Source organism: Brevundimonas sp. CEF1, from assembly GCF_051353055.1.
In the GTDB taxonomy this organism is placed as follows: Bacteria; Pseudomonadota; Alphaproteobacteria; order Caulobacterales; family Caulobacteraceae; genus Brevundimonas.
The window spans coordinates 1,567,141-1,583,377 of the sequence record NZ_CP195593.1; the positions used below are offsets into that span (position 1 = coordinate 1,567,141).

The 16,237-nt window shown below is 66.5% G+C and carries 16 protein-coding genes; 12 read left to right on the forward strand and 4 right to left on the reverse strand.

Translation table 11 applies throughout. The features are described 5' to 3' along the window. Positions 1-139: 139 nt before the first annotated feature. Entirely contained in the window at positions 140-910 is a 771-nt protein-coding gene (locus ACR9FL_RS08190) for a Crp/Fnr family transcriptional regulator (RefSeq protein WP_296172075.1), read from the forward strand. A gap of 261 nt (positions 911-1,171) precedes the next feature. Here the strand turns inward: ACR9FL_RS08190 and ACR9FL_RS08195 are convergent, their stop codons facing one another. Together ACR9FL_RS08195 and ACR9FL_RS08200 are read right to left on the reverse strand one after the other, a co-directional pair. Continuing rightward, a complete protein-coding gene (locus ACR9FL_RS08195) occupies positions 1,172-1,915 on the reverse strand; it encodes a Crp/Fnr family transcriptional regulator (protein WP_436357978.1) in 744 nt (247 codons plus the stop codon). A 263-nt stretch (positions 1,916-2,178) separates the two neighbouring features. After that, the gene (locus ACR9FL_RS08200; protein ID WP_296172073.1) at positions 2,179-2,352 is read right to left on the reverse strand and encodes a DUF1328 domain-containing protein; all 174 of its coding nucleotides are present in this window, start codon (positions 2,350-2,352) and stop codon (positions 2,179-2,181) included. Positions 2,353-2,736: 384 nt separating this feature from the next. Between ACR9FL_RS08200 and ACR9FL_RS08205 the strand changes: the two genes are divergently transcribed. The 11 genes from ACR9FL_RS08205 to ACR9FL_RS08255 all read left to right on the forward strand — a co-directional run bounded on the left by ACR9FL_RS08205 (position 2,737) and on the right by ACR9FL_RS08255 (position 12,883). Beyond that, entirely contained in the window at positions 2,737-3,033 is a 297-nt protein-coding gene (locus ACR9FL_RS08205; protein ID WP_296172071.1) for a hypothetical protein, read from the forward strand. Positions 3,034-3,036: 3 nt separating this feature from the next. Beyond that, complete coding sequence (locus ACR9FL_RS08210) at positions 3,037-3,855, forward strand: TIGR02587 family membrane protein (RefSeq protein ID WP_296172069.1); 819 nt, start codon at positions 3,037-3,039, stop codon at positions 3,853-3,855. Positions 3,856-3,857: 2 nt separating this feature from the next. Further along, positions 3,858-4,241 (forward strand): hypothetical protein, encoded by a 384-nt coding sequence (locus ACR9FL_RS08215; protein WP_296172068.1) that lies wholly within the window; start codon positions 3,858-3,860, stop codon positions 4,239-4,241. A gap of 218 nt (positions 4,242-4,459) precedes the next feature. Further along, positions 4,460-4,807, forward strand: coding sequence for a hypothetical protein (locus ACR9FL_RS08220; RefSeq protein WP_105562249.1), 348 nt, complete (start codon positions 4,460-4,462; stop codon positions 4,805-4,807). Between the two features lie 26 nt (positions 4,808-4,833). Further along, positions 4,834-5,478 carry a hypothetical protein gene (locus ACR9FL_RS08225; RefSeq protein WP_207821852.1) on the forward strand — a complete coding sequence of 215 codons (645 nt, stop codon included), beginning with the start codon at positions 4,834-4,836 and terminating at the stop codon, positions 5,476-5,478. Positions 5,479-5,690: 212 nt separating this feature from the next. Next, positions 5,691-5,996, forward strand: coding sequence for an energy transducer TonB (locus ACR9FL_RS08230; protein WP_207821849.1), 306 nt, complete (start codon positions 5,691-5,693; stop codon positions 5,994-5,996). Between the two features lie 146 nt (positions 5,997-6,142). Continuing rightward, positions 6,143-9,565, forward strand: coding sequence for a response regulator (locus tag ACR9FL_RS08235; protein ID WP_436357979.1), 3,423 nt, complete (start codon positions 6,143-6,145; stop codon positions 9,563-9,565). Next, complete coding sequence (locus ACR9FL_RS08240) at positions 9,562-10,398, forward strand: CheR family methyltransferase (protein WP_296172061.1); 837 nt, start codon at positions 9,562-9,564, stop codon at positions 10,396-10,398. Before ACR9FL_RS08235 ends, ACR9FL_RS08240 begins: the two co-directional genes overlap by 4 nt. Next, positions 10,395-10,970, forward strand: a complete 576-nt coding sequence (locus ACR9FL_RS08245; RefSeq protein WP_296172060.1) for a chemotaxis protein CheB — start codon at positions 10,395-10,397, stop codon at positions 10,968-10,970. The genes ACR9FL_RS08240 and ACR9FL_RS08245 overlap by 4 nt, the downstream gene beginning before the upstream one ends. Beyond that, on the forward strand, positions 10,967-12,106 hold the full coding sequence (locus tag ACR9FL_RS08250) for a hybrid sensor histidine kinase/response regulator (protein WP_296172058.1): 1,140 nt from the start codon (positions 10,967-10,969) through the stop codon (positions 12,104-12,106). The genes ACR9FL_RS08245 and ACR9FL_RS08250 overlap by 4 nt, the downstream gene beginning before the upstream one ends. Positions 12,107-12,220: 114 nt before the next feature. After that, the gene (locus tag ACR9FL_RS08255; protein ID WP_296172056.1) at positions 12,221-12,883 is read left to right on the forward strand and encodes a hemerythrin domain-containing protein; all 663 of its coding nucleotides are present in this window, start codon (positions 12,221-12,223) and stop codon (positions 12,881-12,883) included. A 121-nt stretch (positions 12,884-13,004) separates the two neighbouring features. On the opposite strand, the gene pdeM is transcribed toward ACR9FL_RS08255, so the two are convergent. Together pdeM and ACR9FL_RS08265 are read right to left on the reverse strand one after the other, a co-directional pair. Further along, positions 13,005-13,724 carry a ligase-associated DNA damage response endonuclease PdeM gene (pdeM, locus tag ACR9FL_RS08260; protein WP_207821841.1) on the reverse strand — a complete coding sequence of 240 codons (720 nt, stop codon included), beginning with the start codon at positions 13,722-13,724 and terminating at the stop codon, positions 13,005-13,007. Continuing rightward, the gene (locus ACR9FL_RS08265; protein WP_207821839.1) at positions 13,721-16,183 is read right to left on the reverse strand and encodes a ligase-associated DNA damage response DEXH box helicase; all 2,463 of its coding nucleotides are present in this window, start codon (positions 16,181-16,183) and stop codon (positions 13,721-13,723) included. Before ACR9FL_RS08265 ends, pdeM begins: the two co-directional genes overlap by 4 nt. Positions 16,184-16,237 lie beyond the last annotated feature (54 nt).

Below are 16,237 nucleotides of genomic sequence, written 5' to 3' on the forward strand. Positions count from 1 at the left end.
TCGCACTCCTAAGAGGGGGAGTGTGGCCCATGGCGCGGCGGTCGCCACTTACATGGGTTAGGAGGCCGGGGGCCGGTGAAACGCGTACGCGCGGCCGGGCGACACAAGGCCTACGGCGGAGGAACCGGGCGAGGGCTGGATGGTTTTGCAAGCGTTGCCGCAGTGGGCGGCGCGGAAATTGGAGGTCATCCTGATCAGTCCCCTGATCGACAAGCTGTCGCGTCGAGATTTCATCTCTGACGAGGAAAAGGCCGTTCTGGCGGACGTGGTCGCGCCGCCGGTCACCTTGAAGGCCGGCGACAACATCGTCGAACAATATGACCGCCCGTCCCGAAGCACGCTTCTGCTCGAAGGCTTCGCGGCGCGATATGTCGTGCTGATGAACGGCGCACGCCAGATCACGGAACTCAACGTCCCGGGCGACTTCGTCGACCTCCATAGCCTTCTCATGAGCCCGATGGATCATGGCGTGGTCTGTCTGACCGACTGTAAGGTGGGCTATTGCCCCCATGAGGCCCTGCGTTTCATTTCCCAGACCCAACCCCACCTGACGCGCCTGCTCTGGTTGGAAACCCTCATCGACGCCGCCGTGCACCGCCAATGGCTGGCGGGTTTGGGGCGGCGCACGGCTTTCGGGCGGTTCGCCCACTTCCTGTGCGAGGTCTATCTTCGTCTGGCCTCCGTGGAGCGAGCGGAAGGACATCGGATGGAACTGCCTCTCAGCCAGGCTATCCTCGCCGACGTGCTTGGCCTCTCGGCTGTCCACGTCAACCGATCCGTGGCCCAGCTCCGCGCCGACGGCCTTGTCGAATGGAGCGGACGCAACATCAGGATCCTGGATTGGGATCGGCTGGTGCGGGTGGCGGAGTTCGATCCGACCTATCTGCGCCTGGGACGCGATCCGGTCTGAGCCTGTCCGGGCCGCAGCCTCAGGGACGCCCGGAGCGCCGGGGCCAATGAGGATGGGGCAGGCGTCGGGACGTCCGCATGGCGGGTGTCCGGCCTAGCAAGAAGGCGACGAGACGCCGCCAGAGCTCTTCAGGTCGAGGCATGACCAGCCTCCTCGGCAAGGGCGCATTCTGATCCTGCTCCGGGCAAGATCAAACAACATGGGTTAACCCGGCCTCTGGCGGACGCGAGGTTCTCTCGTCCGCCGCGGCGAAGCCCGCCGTCAGAGGCTTGGACCGCAGTCGGCGCTCAGGTTGGCGGCCTGGGCCAGGCTCGTGAGGTTCTGCAGGACCGCCCGCCCGGCTCTGTAATCGACCAGGGCGTTGCGCCTGAGCTGCTGCAGGGTTCGGTTCATATGCACCGCGCTGAGGCCCAGGATGTCGGCAAGAATGTCCTGGGTCAGCGGCAGATGGAGCACCCCCGCCACGACGGGACCCAGACGCGCCTGGCGTTCGTGGAGCTCCAGCAGGAGATGGGCTGTGCGTTCGTAGGCGTTGAGCCGACCCAATCTTACGACCTGGCGCGCCATGCGCAGGCGTTCGGCCGTGCGGTAATGCCTCCAGGCTTCCAGCAGCGGCGGACTCTGCGTCCGCAGCTCGGACATGCCGGTCCAGAAGGCGGTGCCGTCGATCGTGACGACGTCCGTCAGGGCCCAGACCAGCATGTCGGTGTCGACCGCGCCGGATGCGACAATCATCTCGCCGGGCAGATTGAGGCCCACGATCTGGCGACGTCCGTCCTCCAGCATGGCGCCGCGTGCGGCCCAGCCCTTGAAGACCAGTCTTGCTTCATTGCGCTCCGGAGCCAGGATGACCGGGCTTCCCGCCGCATGGGTCTGCAGCACCCCGGTGAAGCAGTCCCGGATATAGGCGATGTCGTCGGCGCCAAGCGGCCCGAAACTGGACAGCATCCGCTCAAGCGATGCGGTGTGCCGGGTTTCGTGATGGGTTTCCGACTGATTCTTCATGGCCTTAGACCAACAGCATGGCTTCGGCGTTTTTGTTCTTCACATAGGTTGGTTTCGCGCGACTTGGCGCGCGGTTCTGAAGGCCCCGGACCCGATAGCCGGGCCCTCCTGTCTCAAGCGCATGTCGGCTCTTCGCGCCTCCGCTGTGAGACGGCGGGCAGGAAGACGGACGCCGCGACGTCTCCAGGGAGGGCCGCGGACTCGCCTGGCCGCCGTGTCCCCGAGGCGATCGGGAGGTTAGCCGTCGGCGGCCAGGCTCTCCTTCAGGTGATCTTCTTGGCGGCTGCGAAGCCCAGGAAGAGGAAGACCACGAAGACGATCAAGGCGAGGACGGCTAGGAATTTGGCGATCCCCGCAGCGGCGCCGGCGATCCCGCCGAACCCGAGAAGGCCAGCGACGATGGCGATGACCGCAAAGATAAGGGCCCATTTCAGCATACAAATTCTCCTTAAGCGCCGGAGCGAGCCCAACGTCGCCCCGTCACTCAGGGTTCCAGAGTTTGGCCAGGGGGCCGCGGGACCCGGCGCTTGGTCCAAGGTAATCCGGACCTCATGGCTCGAAGCGAGCGATGTCAGAAAAGCCCTGGGTCGGATTCCCGACCCAGATGACCGCCGGCGGAACCGGCGCCATGGCGGGCTGTTGGCCTCGATGCGGTCTCCCGGGGGGGAGGCCTGCTTGACGGCCCGGTTTGTCGTTCGCCCGCTGCGCGACAGATCGGGTCGCTTCAATCCGGCGAGGCTGCAGGTCCATCTGCTCGCGGGGGCGGCGAGGAACAGCCAGGCTGAGCCGGCGTTGCCCTATTGAGCCGTTTGAGAGGTCACATGATCCCCGAAGAAAGCCGCCGTCACGCCAAGGCCGCAGAAGCCGTCCGGGAGGGGCGCCCTGTCGCTGCTCGTTATGTCCGGGGCGGAAGGCGCGGAGCCCGGGTGCTCGCCATACTGGTCGCTTCCACGGCCGCGGTCGCCGTCCTGCTGCTCGCGATCTGGGCCGCAGCCAACGGCGTCTTCATCAATCAGAATCCGACAGACGCCCAGCAAGCGGCTGACGCCCGAGCCTTCGACAATGCAGGCCCGCCCGCGCCGGATGTTGCGACGGCTGCAGCGGCTGTCTCCGACTAGACCATGAGCGCCGTCGCCGCCCGCAAATCCCAGGAGGCCGGCTATGTTCGGGACCTGGGCCGCGCTTTCGGCGGCGCGCTGTTGTTCAGCTTGCCGCTTCTCATGACGATGGAGATGTGGGCCCTGGGGCACGCCGCGACGCCCGAGCGACGCCTGGCCTTTGTCGTCGTGTCCTTGCCTGTGCTTTTCGGGCTGGCCCATTATGCAGGCTTCTCCGCGCGTCGCGGGGCCTTGAACAACCTCCTCGACACCCTGACGGCGCTCGCGGCGGGCTTTGTCACAGCCGGCGGGCTGCTGGCCCTCTTCAATGTTCTGGACCACAGTTCCCTGGCCTCAGCCGTCGGTCAGGTCTCGCTGCAGGCCGTCCCGGCCGCGCTTGGGGCGCTTGTGGCCCGACGTCAGCTCTCGAACGGAGGGGGGGAGGGTGACGAGGATCAGGCCTCCTACCCCGGCGAGCTTTTCCTCATGCTGGCCGGCGCCCTCTACTTCGCCATGAACCTGGCGCCGACGGAAGAGATGCGGCTGATCGCCTATCGCACAACGCCCCTGGGGGCGCTCGGCGTCCTGCTCCTGTCCATAGTTCTTCTGCATCTCATCGTGTTTGAGGCGGGCTTCGCCGGTCAGGAGGAAAAGGAGTCTCCGCTGCGCGCCTTCATTGATTTCACTCTGCCAGGTTACGCCCTGTGCCTCGTCGCCAGTTTCGCCATGCTGTGGACCTTCGGCGGTCTCGACGGCCACGGGCTCCAGTCGCTGGTCGCCAATGTCGTCATTCTCGCCTTTCCCGCCGCCATAGGCGCGGCGGCGGCGCGGCTTCTGGTCTAGCCATGTCCAGCCGCAAGCTCTCTTCCAGCGCTTCGCAACCCTCGCGTCTTCAAGGCCTGTGCGCCCTGATCGGCCTGGCGGTGATCCTCGGCGTCATCGGGACCCTCGCGCGGGCCGTCGTGGTCGAGGCGAGGCCGCCTGACCTCATTGTCCAGGCAGAGTCGGTTCGAAGAGGCGCGGGCGGCTGGGTCATGGACGTGACCGTGGTGAACCGGGGCGACCTGACCGCCGCCGCCGTGGAGGTTGAAGGCGTAAGCGGGAGCGAAACAGCCAAGGCCACGCTCGACTATGTGCCCGGTCATGGGAGCAAGGCTGCGGCCCTGGTCTTCACCGGGGACGAGCGCCCGCGTGCGGCCTTGCGCGTCCTCGGCTGGTCGAGCCCGTGAGGGCGAGCGCCGTGCCCTGAGGTCGAAGGCGGCCGGCTTCCCGTGAGCGGCGTCATCCCTCATGGCCCCCCCTTGTGTCGGATAGAGGTCACATCCCGCTCCAGGCCAGGCGTGGCGGCGATAGCGAGCGATCAGGGCCATGAGGGGGGCGAAAGCGGTGGAACCCTCTTCCGGACGGGGGGCTTGTTTTTTCGCCATCACCAAAAAGGACAAGCCGAATGACGAGAGCGATCATCGCCTTGGGCGCGACAGTATTCCTGTTGGCTGCCTGCGGAGACAACAAGGCGGACGAGGGCCGTGTCGAAGGGCCGGTCGTTTCGGAATCCGAAGCCCCGCGCAATCCCGCCGTCGACACCGCGCCAGGCGGAGACGCGGCCCTGACGCCGGGCGCCAACTCCTTCACCGAAGCCCAGGCGCGCTCGGCGATCGAGAAGCAGGGCTATGCCGTGGTGGGGCCGATGAGCCAGGACGCCCAGGGCATCTGGAGCGCTACAGCGACGCGCAATGGCGCCGAGAGCAAGGTGTCGGTCGACTACAAGGGCGCGGTCAGCGCCTCCGCCAACTAAGAAACTAGATAAAGAAGGAGCTTCAAATGGCCGTGGTAACGCGACTTTTTGACAATCACAATGATGCGCTTGAAGCCGTGTCCGCCCTGGAGCGGGCCGGCGTCGCCTCCGACCGGATCAGCCTTATCTCCAATAATTCCGATAACTGGCATGACGGTCATGCCCATTCGGGAGACGGGCGCCGGTTCGGCGACATGAACGGCGACGGCGAGAACGACGTCGCCGAGGGAGCCGGGAAGGGCGCCGCGACCGGGGGCGTTCTGGGCGCCGGGGCGGGCGTGCTCGCCGGGCTGGGGATGCTGGCGATTCCTGGCCTGGGCCCCGTGGTCGCCGCAGGCTGGCTCGCTTCGACCGCGGTGGCGGCTGCGGCGGGCGCTGCGGTCGGCGGCGCCGCCGGCGGCTTGCTGGGCGCGTTGAAGGAGGCCGGCCATGACGAAGGCGAGGCCCAGGTCTACGCCGAAGGCGTCCGTCGCGGCGGGACCCTGGTGAGCGTCAGGACCGAGGAGTCTGATCGGGTCCGTGTCGAGACGCTTCTCAACGACCGGCGGGGGTTCGATTCCCTGTCGCGCGGCGCGGCCTACCGCGAGAACGGGTGGTCGGGGTTTGACGCGGCCGCTGAGCCCTGGAGCGCTGAGCAGATCGCCGAGGAAAGGGCGCGCTACAATCGATAGGGTTTGTCCAACGCCCTATGGAACCGATCGAGCCTGCTGAGCGGTGATGCGCTGCTTCAGGATCGAGGCCGGCCCCTCGTCGCAGGACGGGGGGCCGGCTGCCGTAAACGCCCGGTCGCAAGAGGCATCCAACCTCGCCTTGTTCGCCACAAGCGGCCGCGCCGTTGGAACAGATCGCGACCCGCCCGGTTAAGGAAACGGAGGGTTTTGCAATGATGATCCTGGCCTTGACCGCGGCCATCCTGCTGGATGCGTCGCCGAAGATCGACCGTCTCCCGAAGGTTGAAAGATCTGCCGCAGCCGCGCAGCATGAGGCGCCGGCCCCGCTTCTGACTGTGGCGGTGACCCTCGAGTGCACCGCGCGGGCCGCCGGGCGGGTCGAGGATTGCCGCGTCCTGGGCGAGACCCACCCCGGTCTGGGCTTCGCTGAGGCGGCCATCGCCCTGATGCGCGACGCCGAGGTCGAGCCGGGCCGCAAGGATTATCAGTTCGCCCGCACGATCCAGTTCACGCCCTGACATGATCGTTTTGCCGGCGTGCGCCGCTGGGGCGTGCGACCCATGGCCTCGGCCCAGGCCGAGAAAAACCAGCACAGGTTATTGCGCTGACGGCTCCGCCCTCTAGGCAGGGAGGTTCCCGTCGCTCACCCGAGGTCAGACTGCTGATGATGTTGTTCCGTCGCCCGCCCGCGGGCTCGAAGACCGAAGCCTGGTCCGCAGCAGGACTGGCCCTGGTTCTGGCCTTCTTTCTGGCGACAAGCGGGGTGGCCTGGTTCAATGTCCAGGTGCTGAGGGCGAATAATCAGCAGATCATTCACACCCATCAGGTGATCGTCGCCGTCGACGACCTTCTGTCGACGGTCCAGGACGCCGAGACCGGCCAGCGCGGCTATCTGCTGACGGGCAATCCTCTCTACCTGCAACCCTACGACATGGCTGCGGCCGCCGTGGAGCGGCGTCTGGAGGATGTGGCGCGCCTGACCCGGGACAACCCGGTGCAGCAGGCCCATCTGAGCCAGGTCCGCAGACATGTCGACGCCAAGATGACCGAGCTGGACGCCACCATCCAGGCGCGCCGAAGCGAGGGTCTGCAGGCCGCCGTGTCCAGGATGAACACGGATCGCGGCAAGGCGGAGATGGACGCCATCCGGAGCGAAGTGAATCTGATGAGGCAGGAGGAGCAGAAGCTTCGCCTAGCGCGCCTCGAGGAGATGGACGCCGCCTATCGCACAGCCCTGGTCAGCGGCGTCCTGTCCGGCCTGCTGGGCGCGGGCCTGACCCTGGGCATCTACGCCCTTATCCGGCGCAGCGCGCGTCAAAGGGCCCGCCAGGAGTGGATCCACAAGGGCCAGGTGGGGCTGGCGGACGCCATGATGGGCGATCAGTCCGTAGAACAGCTGGCGGCCAGCATCCTCGCCTATCTGGCGCGCTACGCCGATGTTCAGGCCGCCGCCCTCTTCAAGGGCGAGGGCGGCGTATTCCGGCGTGTCGCGGCACTCGGCGTTCCCGCCGACGCGCCTGTCCCGGAGCGCTTCGGTCCGCGCGAGGGCCTGCTGGGGCAGGTCGCCGCCGAAGGGCGCGCTCTGACGGTGCCCGAGGTGCCGGACAACTATCTGACGATCGGCTCGGCGCTGGGACGCTCCAAGCCCCGGCACCTCGTCATCGCCCCGGGCCGCGCTGACGGCGAGATCAACGCCGTTCTGGAACTGGGCTTCCTTCGTCTTCCCGACGAGCGTCTCCTCGCGCTTCTGGAGGAAACCGCGCCGCTGATCGGCACGGGATTGAGATCGGCACGCTACCGGGCCCGGTTGCAGGACATGCTGGAGGAGACCCAGCGGCAGTCCGAAGAACTGCAGGTCCAGAGCGAAGAACTGCGGGTCTCCAATGAGGAGCTGGAAGAGCAGGGGCGGGCCCTCAAGGAATCCCAGGTGCGTCTGGAACAGCAGCAGGCTGAACTGGAACAGACCAACAGCCAGCTCGAGGAGCAGGCTCAGGTGCTGGAAACCCAGCGCGATGATCTGGAGCGCGGATCCGCAGCCCTGGGGCTCAAGGCGAGGGAACTGGAGCGGGCCAGCCAGTACAAGTCCGACTTCCTCGCCAACATGTCCCATGAGCTGCGCACCCCGCTCAATTCCCTGCTGATCCTGTCGAAGCTCCTGGCCGACAACCCCGACGAGACCCTGTCGGAAGACCAGGTCAAATACGCCCGCACCATCCAGTCTTCGGGCAACGACCTGCTGACCCTGATCAATGACATTCTCGACCTGTCGAAGATCGAGGCCGGCCATATCCAGGCCCGTTCGGAGGCTGTGTCCCTGCAGCGCCTCGGCGATGACATCCGCCAGATGTTCCAGCCGGTGGCCGACGATCGCGGCCTCGCCTTCGAGATCGACCTGGGATCGGGCGATGACGGGCTCGAGACGGATCGCCAAAGGCTTGAGCAGATCCTGAAGAACCTTCTGTCGAACGCCTTCAAGTTCACCGAAAAGGGCAAGGTGATCCTGTCGATCTCGGAGGCCGGGCCGGACGAGGTGGCCTTCGCGGTTTCGGATACGGGCATCGGCATCGCCCCGGACCAGCAGGACAGCGTATTCGAAGCCTTCCAGCAGGCGGACGGCACCATCAGCCGCCGTTACGGCGGGACCGGCCTGGGCCTGTCAATCTCGCGCGAACTGGCGCGCCTGCTCGGCGGCCGTATTGGTCTGGAAAGCCGGGCCGGCGAAGGCAGCGTCTTCACCCTGATCCTTCCTCGGACCTATGACGCCTCGCGCGTGGCGCCCAGAGAAGCGCCTTCCGGCGTGGCTCCGATCCCGGCGGCCCGGGCTCCGACCCCTCGAGCGGCGGAGGCGGCGACGCTCGCCCGGGCCCTGGACGATGACCGCGATCATCTGGCCGGGACACGTCGCCTGCTTCTGGTCGTGGAGGACGACGATCGCTTCGCCGCCATTGTCCGGGACCTGTCGCGCGAGATGGGGTTCCAGTGCATTCTGGCCGGGACGGCCCAGGAGGCTCTCAAGCTCGCCAAGCGCTATCGGCCCAACGCCGTCGTGCTGGACATCGGCCTGCCGGACCAGTCCGGCCTCACCGTCCTCGACGTGCTCAAGCGCGACGACGACACCCGCCATATTCCCATCCATGTCGTCTCCGCCGACGATCATAGCCAGACCGCCCTGTCTCTGGGGGCCGTCGGCTATGTGGTGAAGCCCGTGGGACGCGAGGCCCTGGCCGAGGTGCTGCGATCGCTCGAGGAGAAGCTGACGCGAACCGTGCGGCGCGTCCTCATCGTCGAGGATGACGTGGTTCAGCGCGAAGCGGTCAGCAAGCTGCTGGAATCGGGTGATGTTGAGACCGTGGGCGTCGGCACGGCTGCGGAGTGCCTCGAGCAGCTCAAGAGCCAGACCTTTGACTGCATGGTCCTCGACCTGACCTTGCCGGACGCGTCCGGCTTCTCCCTGCTGGAGACCCTCAGCCGCGAGGGCGGGCAGGGCTATCCGCCGGTCATCGTCTACACAGGCCGCGACTTGTCGCCGGAGCATGAGCAGCAACTGCGTCGCTATTCCAACTCCATCATCATCAAGGGCGCCAAGTCGCCTGAACGGCTGCTCGACGAGGTTTCCCTCTTCCTTCACCAGGTGGTCTCGGAGCTGCCGCCCGAGCAGCAGAAGATGATCCGCAAGGCCCGCCATCGCGACGCCGTGCTGGAAGGGCGACGGATCCTCATTGTCGAGGACGATGTTCGCAACATCTACTCCCTGACCAATGTCCTGGAGCCGCGCGGCGCCCTTGTCGAGATCGCGCGCAACGGCAAGGAGGCGATCGAGCGCCTGGAGCAGTCCGCCGAAGATGCCGAGCAGGCGATCGATCTGGTCCTGATGGACGTCATGATGCCGGTCATGGACGGCCTGGCCGCGACGCGCGAACTCAGGAAGGATCCGCGCTGGCGCGACCTGCCCGTTCTGATGCTTACGGCCAAGGCCATGCCCGACGACCAGGAGCGCTGCATCGCGGCGGGCGCGAATGACTACATGGCCAAGCCGCTGGACGTGGACAAGCTGCTCTCGCTCGTGCGCGTCTGGATGCCCCGTTGAACGCCGTCGCGCCCCATGAGGTGGAGGACATAGAGATCCAGCTGCTGCTGGAGGCCCTGTTCCAGCGCTACCACTACGACTTCCGTCACTATGCGCGGGCCTCGATCAAGCGCCGCCTGCTCCAGGCGCGCAGCCATTTCGGTCTGCCCAGCCTGACGGCCCTTCAGGAGCGGGTTCTGCATGATCCGGAGATGTTGCCGCGGCTGCTGGGTTTCCTGACGGTCCAGGTCAGCGAGATGTTCCGGGACCCGGCCTATTTCCGGGCCCTGCGCGAGCAGGTGCTGCCGCACCTGCGGACCTATCCCTCCCTGAAGGTGTGGATCGCGGGATGCAGCGCCGGCGAAGAGGTCTATTCGCTGGCCATCCTGTTCCGGGAGGAAGGCCTTTTCGAACGGACGATGTTCTACGCCACGGACATCAATCCCGATGCGCTGCGAGCGGCGGAGGCGGGGGTCTATTCTCTGGATCGCATCCGCAAGTTCACCGAAAACCACCAGAAGTCGGGCGGGCGAACCTCGCTGTCGGACTACTACACCGCCGACTACGGCCGAGCGGTCTTCGACAAGTCCCTGCGGGCCAATGTCGTCTTCTCGGACCATAGCCTGGCGTCCGATGCGGTTTTCGGCGAAATGCAGCTGATCTCCTGCCGCAATGTGATGATCTATTTTGATCGCCCGCTACAGGACCGCGCCGTCGGCCTGTTCAAGGACTCGCTGGCTCGCAACGGCTTCCTGGGCGTCGGATCCAAGGAGAGCTTGCGCTTCTCGCGGCACGCCGGCGCCTTTGCCGACTTCGTGCCGGAAGAGAAGATCTATCGCAGGCGCGAGCCATGACGCCTCATCCCGCCCGCGCTGTCGTGATCGGCGCCTCGGCCGGAGGCGTGCAGGCTCTGCTCGCCCTCCTGCCGTCGCTTCCCGCCGACTTTAACCTGCCGATCCTGGTGGTCCTGCACGTGCCCGCCGACCGCAGCAATGTGCTGGCGCCCCTGTTTGCGTCCAAATGCGCGCTCACCGTGAAGGAGGCAGAGGACAAGGAGCCGGTGGAGCCAGGCGTGGTCTATTTCGCCCCTTCCGACTATCACCTCCTGGTCGAGGCGGACGGCGCTCTCGCCCTTTCGTCCGACGAGCTGGTCAACTACTCCCGCCCCTCCATCGACGTCCTCTTCGAAAGCGCCGCTGACGCCTACGGCGCCGGTCTGGTCGGCCTGGTCCTGACAGGGGCCAATGAGGACGGAGCGGCGGGACTGAAGGCGGTCGCCGCCGCCGGCGGTCTGACCTTCGTCGAAGACCCGGCCACCGCCCATGCCCGCCCCATGCCGGAAGCCGCCCTGCGCGCCTGTCCGGTCGCCCAAGTGATGTCGCTCGCGCGCATTCTCGAAGTTCTGAAAGGTCTAGGCCAGGCATGACGAGCCCTGACAAGCCGATCCATCTCCTTCTCGTGGACGATCTCGAGGAGAACCTCCTCGCCCTTGAGGCCCTGCTGAAGCGCGACGGCGTCGCCTGTCTCAAGGCCCGCTCCGGCGACGAGGCGCTGGAGCTTTTGCTGGTGCATGACGTCGCCCTCGCCCTGGTCGATGTGCAGATGCCGGGGATGGACGGTTTCCAGCTCGCGGAGTTCATGCGCGGCAACGCCAATGCGCGCCACGTGCCGATCATCTTCGTCACCGCCGGCAGCGCCGATCAGCAGCGGCGCTTCAGGGGCTATGAGGCCGGAGCGGTGGACTTCATCCAGAAGCCCGTCGAGACGGACATCCTGAAGAGCAAGGCGAACGTCTTCATCGAGCTCTACCGCCAGAGGCAGGAGATCCTGTCGCATCGGGACGAGCTCAAGGCCTATGCGGCGGCCCTCAGCGCCGCAGACCGGCGCAAGAACGACTTCATCGCCATGCTCGGACACGAGCTGCGCAATCCCGTCATGGCCTTCCGGGCGGGGCTCCAGCTGCTGGAGAGACAGAAGGATCCGGAAAAGAGCGCGCTGATCCACGCCCGAATGGAGGTTCAGGCCCACCATCTGTCGCGGTTGATCGAGGATCTGCTGGACGTCGCCCGCATCGACCAGGGCAAGATCTCGCTTCAGCGCGAGCGGGTGACGGTGCAGAGCATCATCGACTCGGCGGTCGACACCAGTCGACCCAAGATCGACGCGGGGCGCCACGACCTCACAGTCGAAGTTCCGGGCGCGCCGATCTGGCTCGACGGCGACTTCACCCGCCTCTCCCAGGTGGTGAGCAATCTGCTGACCAATGCGGCCAAATATACGCCGTCGGAGGGGCGGATCCAGGTGTCGGCCAACCGGGTCGAGGACCGGGTGCGGATTGATGTCGCGGACAACGGAGTCGGTGTGCCGCAGGAGATGCAGGTCCGGGTCTTCGATCTCTTCACGCAGTCCAAAGGGCCGGACGACCGGTCGCGCGAGGGTCTGGGGATCGGCCTCGCCTTGGTGCGCCAGCTGGTCGAAATGCATGAGGGCGCCGTCGAACTGGAGAGCGCCGGGGCGGGGGCGGGGAGCCGGTTCACGGTCTGGTTCCCGGTTGTCGGCTAGGCAGGCTGCGCCGGCTTTCGGACAGTCGGGAACCGGCTGATCGCCGAAAGGTTCGTACTGCGAATGCAGAGCTTGTCGGCCTCCGGGGGCGACGGCTCGAGAAAGGAGCAGTGCATGCGCAAATGGGTCTTGGGGAGCGAGATACGGGCGAAAGCCGGTGGAAAGGAACAGCGGGCGCAGGATCGCGTCCGGCCTGTGGCGCCCCGGAAGGCCAGGGCTGACGCCGTCGCCAAGGCGCGGGCTGTAGCGCCTGACCTGGCCGCGCGGATCGGCAGCACGCCCGCCACCAAATTCAGGGGGGATCCCGACATCTTCGGTCGGCTGGTCGAGGACCATGATCGCCATCGCGCGCTCCTGGCCATGCTGGAGGAGACGAAGGGGAAGTCTCCCGACCGCGAGCGCCTTTTTGTGGAACTGGTTCATGAGCTGAAGGCGCACGCCGCGGCAGAAGAACAGGCGCTCTGGTCCAGCGTGCTGAGAAACCCGGACACCACGGACTTCGCCCGCCACGCCATCGCCGAACACAAGGAGATCGATGACCTTCTCGCGGATCTGGCCGCGCGGGACATGGCGTCTCCCGGATGGATCCGTCGTTTCGCCGCCCTGCGAGAAGAATACCTCCATCACATCCGCGAGGAGGAGCAGGAGCAGTTTGTCGCCGCTGAAGAGGTGTTGAGCCTTGCGGATCGCCGCTTCATGCGGACGGTCTTCAACCGGCGCAAGCAGGAAGAGAAGGCGGCCGCCGAGGTCGAGAAGAAGATCCGCTTCAAGGCCTGAGATCGGTAATCCGGGGGGCGTCGTGGCGTGACATTGCAACAGGGACTGGCGTTCGGCCTCGTTGCGCTGACCTTCGGCGCCTCTATCTGGCGCCGGTTTCGCTATGATTTTGTAGCGGCGCTCAGCTAGCCAGGGACCTCTGATCGGGTCGCATTTTGTCAAAGGGGACCGCCGCAACGCGCCGCGCCAGGAGGTAGCCTGTGGGAGGAAGGCGAAAGAGGCCGGCGAAGGCTGGATCGCGCAGGTTGAGCCCCCCGGCATAGGCGCCGAAGGCCGGCAGGATCAGGCGGTTGCCGTCCGATGCGAAGCAGGGGCGGCGAACAGAGCCTGCGGCGCCCTTGACGCGTGCGCAGGGATGAAGGTGTCCCGCGACCTCGCCCTCCACGGGGCCAGGGCTGGGCTCGTGGCGAAGCGAAAGGCCTGCGACCTCGACCACGTCCGCTGTTTCGCCGCCCAGGTCGCCTGCGCCTTCGGGGTCGTGATTGCCGACGACCCAGATCAGCCTGACCCTTTCCGCCAAGGCCCTGAGGCGCGCGCGCTCTTCCTCGCCGATACGCGTCGGAGCCCCACCGTCATGGAGGGTGTCGCCGAGCAGGACGACGGTTCGGGGGGCGAGGATCGCGACCTCCCGCTCCAGCCGGTTGAGGGTTTCGCGCGTGTCATAGGGGGGCAGGAGCTGTCCGCGCGCGGCGTAGGCGGATCCCTTTTCGAGGTGCAGGTCGGCGACGACCAGGGTGCGTTCCGCCGGCAACCAGAGGGCGCCGGAGACGCGAAACACGACGTCGGTGCCGGCCAGTCGCGTTGCGAAGGCGCCGTCGTCGGCCAGGCTTGAGACGTTCAAGACATGGCCTCGTCAATCAGGGCGGCGTCCTCCAGCATCATGTCCGCGGCGGTGGTCCCAGGCGCACGCTCCTTGCCGATCTCCATCAGCAGGGGCACGGCGAAGGGCGAAACATGCGCAAGGCGCTCGACCCCGATCCGGCCCGAGATGCGTGTGAGAAACTCCCCCAGTCGCGCCAAGTCGAGAAGTCCGCGCGCCGCATCCTCGCGCGCGCAGGACAGGAGAAGGTGATCCGGATCATGTCGGCGCAGGGTGTCGTAGATCAGGTCGGCGGAGAAGGTCACCTGCCGTCCGTTCTTCTCGTGGCCGGGCATGCGGCGCTCGATCAGGCCGCTGATCAGCGCACATTCCTTGAAGGCGCGTCTCACCATGAAACTCTCGTCCAGCCAGGCTTCAAGATCATCACCCAGCATGTCCTGCTGGAACAGGGCGTCGAAATCGAGGCTGTCCATGGGCCGCAAGGACCAGACGCAAAGCGCATAGTCGTTGGCGAGGTAGCCGATCGGCCCGACCCCGGCCCGGTCCAGCCGACGTGTGATCAGCATGGCCAGGGTGGCGTGGGCCAGTCGGCCCTCGAAAGGATAGCAGACCATGTAGTGCCGTTTGCCGCGCCTGAAGGTCTCGACCAGGAGATCCTCTTCCCCGGGAATGCTTGAATGCGACTGCTGGGCGAACAGCCATTCGCAGACGTCGGGCGGCAGCCGCGACCATGAGGACTGGTCGCTGATCATCCGCCGGACCCGCCTGGCCAGGAAGGTGGAAAGCGCAAATCGGGAGCCGCCCCAGCTGGGAACCTTGGGCTGTTTGTCGTTCGAGCGGGTGACGATCGCATCCGTCGCCCTGACCCCTTCGAAGCGCCATATCTCGCCAGCGAAGAGGAAGCTGTCGCCCGGGGTCAGCTGTTCGAAATACCACTCCTCGGCCTGGCCGATCTTGCGCCCGGCGCCGCGTCGGCCCGCAAGCCGGATGTTGAGGGTCTGGGCGGCGACGATGACGCCGACATTCATCCGGTGGCGTCGCGCCGTCTCCTCATTGAGGACGCGCCAGCGGCCGTCGGGACCGCGTATGATCCTGCGGAAGCGATCATAGTTTCTGAGCGCATAGCCGCCTGTCGAGACGAAATCGACGACCTGCTCGAAGGCCTCCCAGGAAAGGCCTGCATAGGGCGCAGCCCGGCGCACCTCCTCATAGAGGTCCACAGGGTCGAAGGGCTCCGAACAGGCGCAGCCCATGACGTGCTGCGCGAGGACGTCTCTCGCCCCGATCCTGGGCGGATCCCCGTCGAGGGCGTTTTCAGCCACCGCCTCCGCCGCCGCCTGGCACTCCAGCATCTCGAACCGGCTGGCGGGAACCAGAATCGCGCGGGAGGCCTCGTCCAGCCTGTGGTTGGCGCGTCCGATCCTTTGCACCAGCCGCGAGGCGCCCTTGGGCGCCGCAAGCTGGATGACCAGATCGACTGCGCCCCAGTCGATGCCCAGATCCAGCGTCGAGGTGCAGACCACTGCTCTCAGTTCGTGGCGCGACATCGCCGCCTCGACCTTGCGGCGTTGCTCGGCTGAAAGGCTGCCGTGATGAAGGGCGATCGGCAGGTTGTCGTCATTGAGCCGCCATAGCTCCTGGAAAGCGAACTCCGCCTGCCAGCGGGTGTTGACGAAGACCAGGGTGGTGCGCGCCGTCTTTATGGTCTCATAGACTTCGGCCATGGCGTGCTGGGCGGTGTGACCGGCCCAGGGGACCCGGTTCTGCGACAGCAGAACCTCGAGCCGGGGGGGCGCCCCGGCCTGGCCAAGGATGATGTCGTCGCCTCGGTCCGACAGCCAGCGTCTGACGCGGGCCGGGTCGTCCACGGTGGCCGACAGACCGACGCAGCGGACGCCGGGCGCAAACGTCCTCAGCCGCGCCAGCCCCAATGAAAGCAGGTCCCCTCGCTTGGACCCGTGGATGGCGTGGATCTCGTCGATGATCACGCACTCCAGATCCTGGAAATAGTCGCGCGCGCCCTTCCAGGCGCAGAACAGGGCAAGCTGTTCCGGCGTGGTCAGTAGAATGTCCGGGGGGGATGTCCTCTGACGCTGGCGCCGGGCCTGGCCGGTGTCGCCCGTGCGTGACTCCACGAGGATGGGGAGATCCATGTCCCGGACCGGCATCAGGAGGTTCCGTTCGACATCGACCGCCAGGGCCTTGAGGGGGGAGATGTAGAGGGTGTGAAGGATCTTGCGGCCCTTGCGCGGGCCGCGTTCGGCGAGTTGCAGGAGGCTGGGCAGGAAGCCCGCCAGGGTCTTGCCGCCGCCTGTCGGCGCCACGAGCAGGACATCGGCGCCGGCTTTCGCCTTGTCGATCATGTCCAGCTGGTGGGGGCGCAAGGTCCAGCCGCGGTCCACGAACCAGTCGCGAAACGGCGCTGGAAGCTGGCGGGTCGGATCCGTTGCAGACGTCGTGATCCGGTGAGGCTTGGCCATGGTTTGAGCAACCCTCCACAGGAGCGCGCGTTCCCTGAAGCGGAGGCGCAGGCT

Bases quoted from the DNA above. Each gene is read 5' to 3' on its own strand.
- ACR9FL_RS08255 (WP_296172056.1), top strand. From the start codon at position 12,221: ATGCGCAAATGGGTCTTGGGGAGCGAGATACGGGCGAAAGCCGGTGGA.
- ACR9FL_RS08215 (WP_296172068.1), top strand. From the start codon at position 3,858: ATGTCCAGCCGCAAGCTCTCTTCCAGCGCTTCGCAACCCTCGCGTCTT.
- ACR9FL_RS08265 (WP_207821839.1), bottom strand. From the start codon at position 16,183: ATGGCCAAGCCTCACCGGATCACGACGTCTGCAACGGATCCGACCCGC.
- ACR9FL_RS08200 (WP_296172073.1), bottom strand. From the start codon at position 2,352: ATGCTGAAATGGGCCCTTATCTTTGCGGTCATCGCCATCGTCGCTGGC.
- ACR9FL_RS08210 (WP_296172069.1), top strand. From the start codon at position 3,037: ATGAGCGCCGTCGCCGCCCGCAAATCCCAGGAGGCCGGCTATGTTCGG.
- ACR9FL_RS08195 (WP_436357978.1), bottom strand. From the start codon at position 1,915: ATGAAGAATCAGTCGGAAACCCATCACGAAACCCGGCACACCGCATCG.
- ACR9FL_RS08225 (WP_207821852.1), top strand. From the start codon at position 4,834: ATGGCCGTGGTAACGCGACTTTTTGACAATCACAATGATGCGCTTGAA.
- ACR9FL_RS08220 (WP_105562249.1), top strand. From the start codon at position 4,460: ATGACGAGAGCGATCATCGCCTTGGGCGCGACAGTATTCCTGTTGGCT.
- ACR9FL_RS08250 (WP_296172058.1), top strand. From the start codon at position 10,967: ATGACGAGCCCTGACAAGCCGATCCATCTCCTTCTCGTGGACGATCTC.
- ACR9FL_RS08205 (WP_296172071.1), top strand. From the start codon at position 2,737: ATGATCCCCGAAGAAAGCCGCCGTCACGCCAAGGCCGCAGAAGCCGTC.
- ACR9FL_RS08235 (WP_436357979.1), top strand. From the start codon at position 6,143: ATGATGTTGTTCCGTCGCCCGCCCGCGGGCTCGAAGACCGAAGCCTGG.
- ACR9FL_RS08230 (WP_207821849.1), top strand. From the start codon at position 5,691: ATGATGATCCTGGCCTTGACCGCGGCCATCCTGCTGGATGCGTCGCCG.
- ACR9FL_RS08190 (WP_296172075.1), top strand. From the start codon at position 140: ATGGTTTTGCAAGCGTTGCCGCAGTGGGCGGCGCGGAAATTGGAGGTC.
- ACR9FL_RS08245 (WP_296172060.1), top strand. From the start codon at position 10,395: ATGACGCCTCATCCCGCCCGCGCTGTCGTGATCGGCGCCTCGGCCGGA.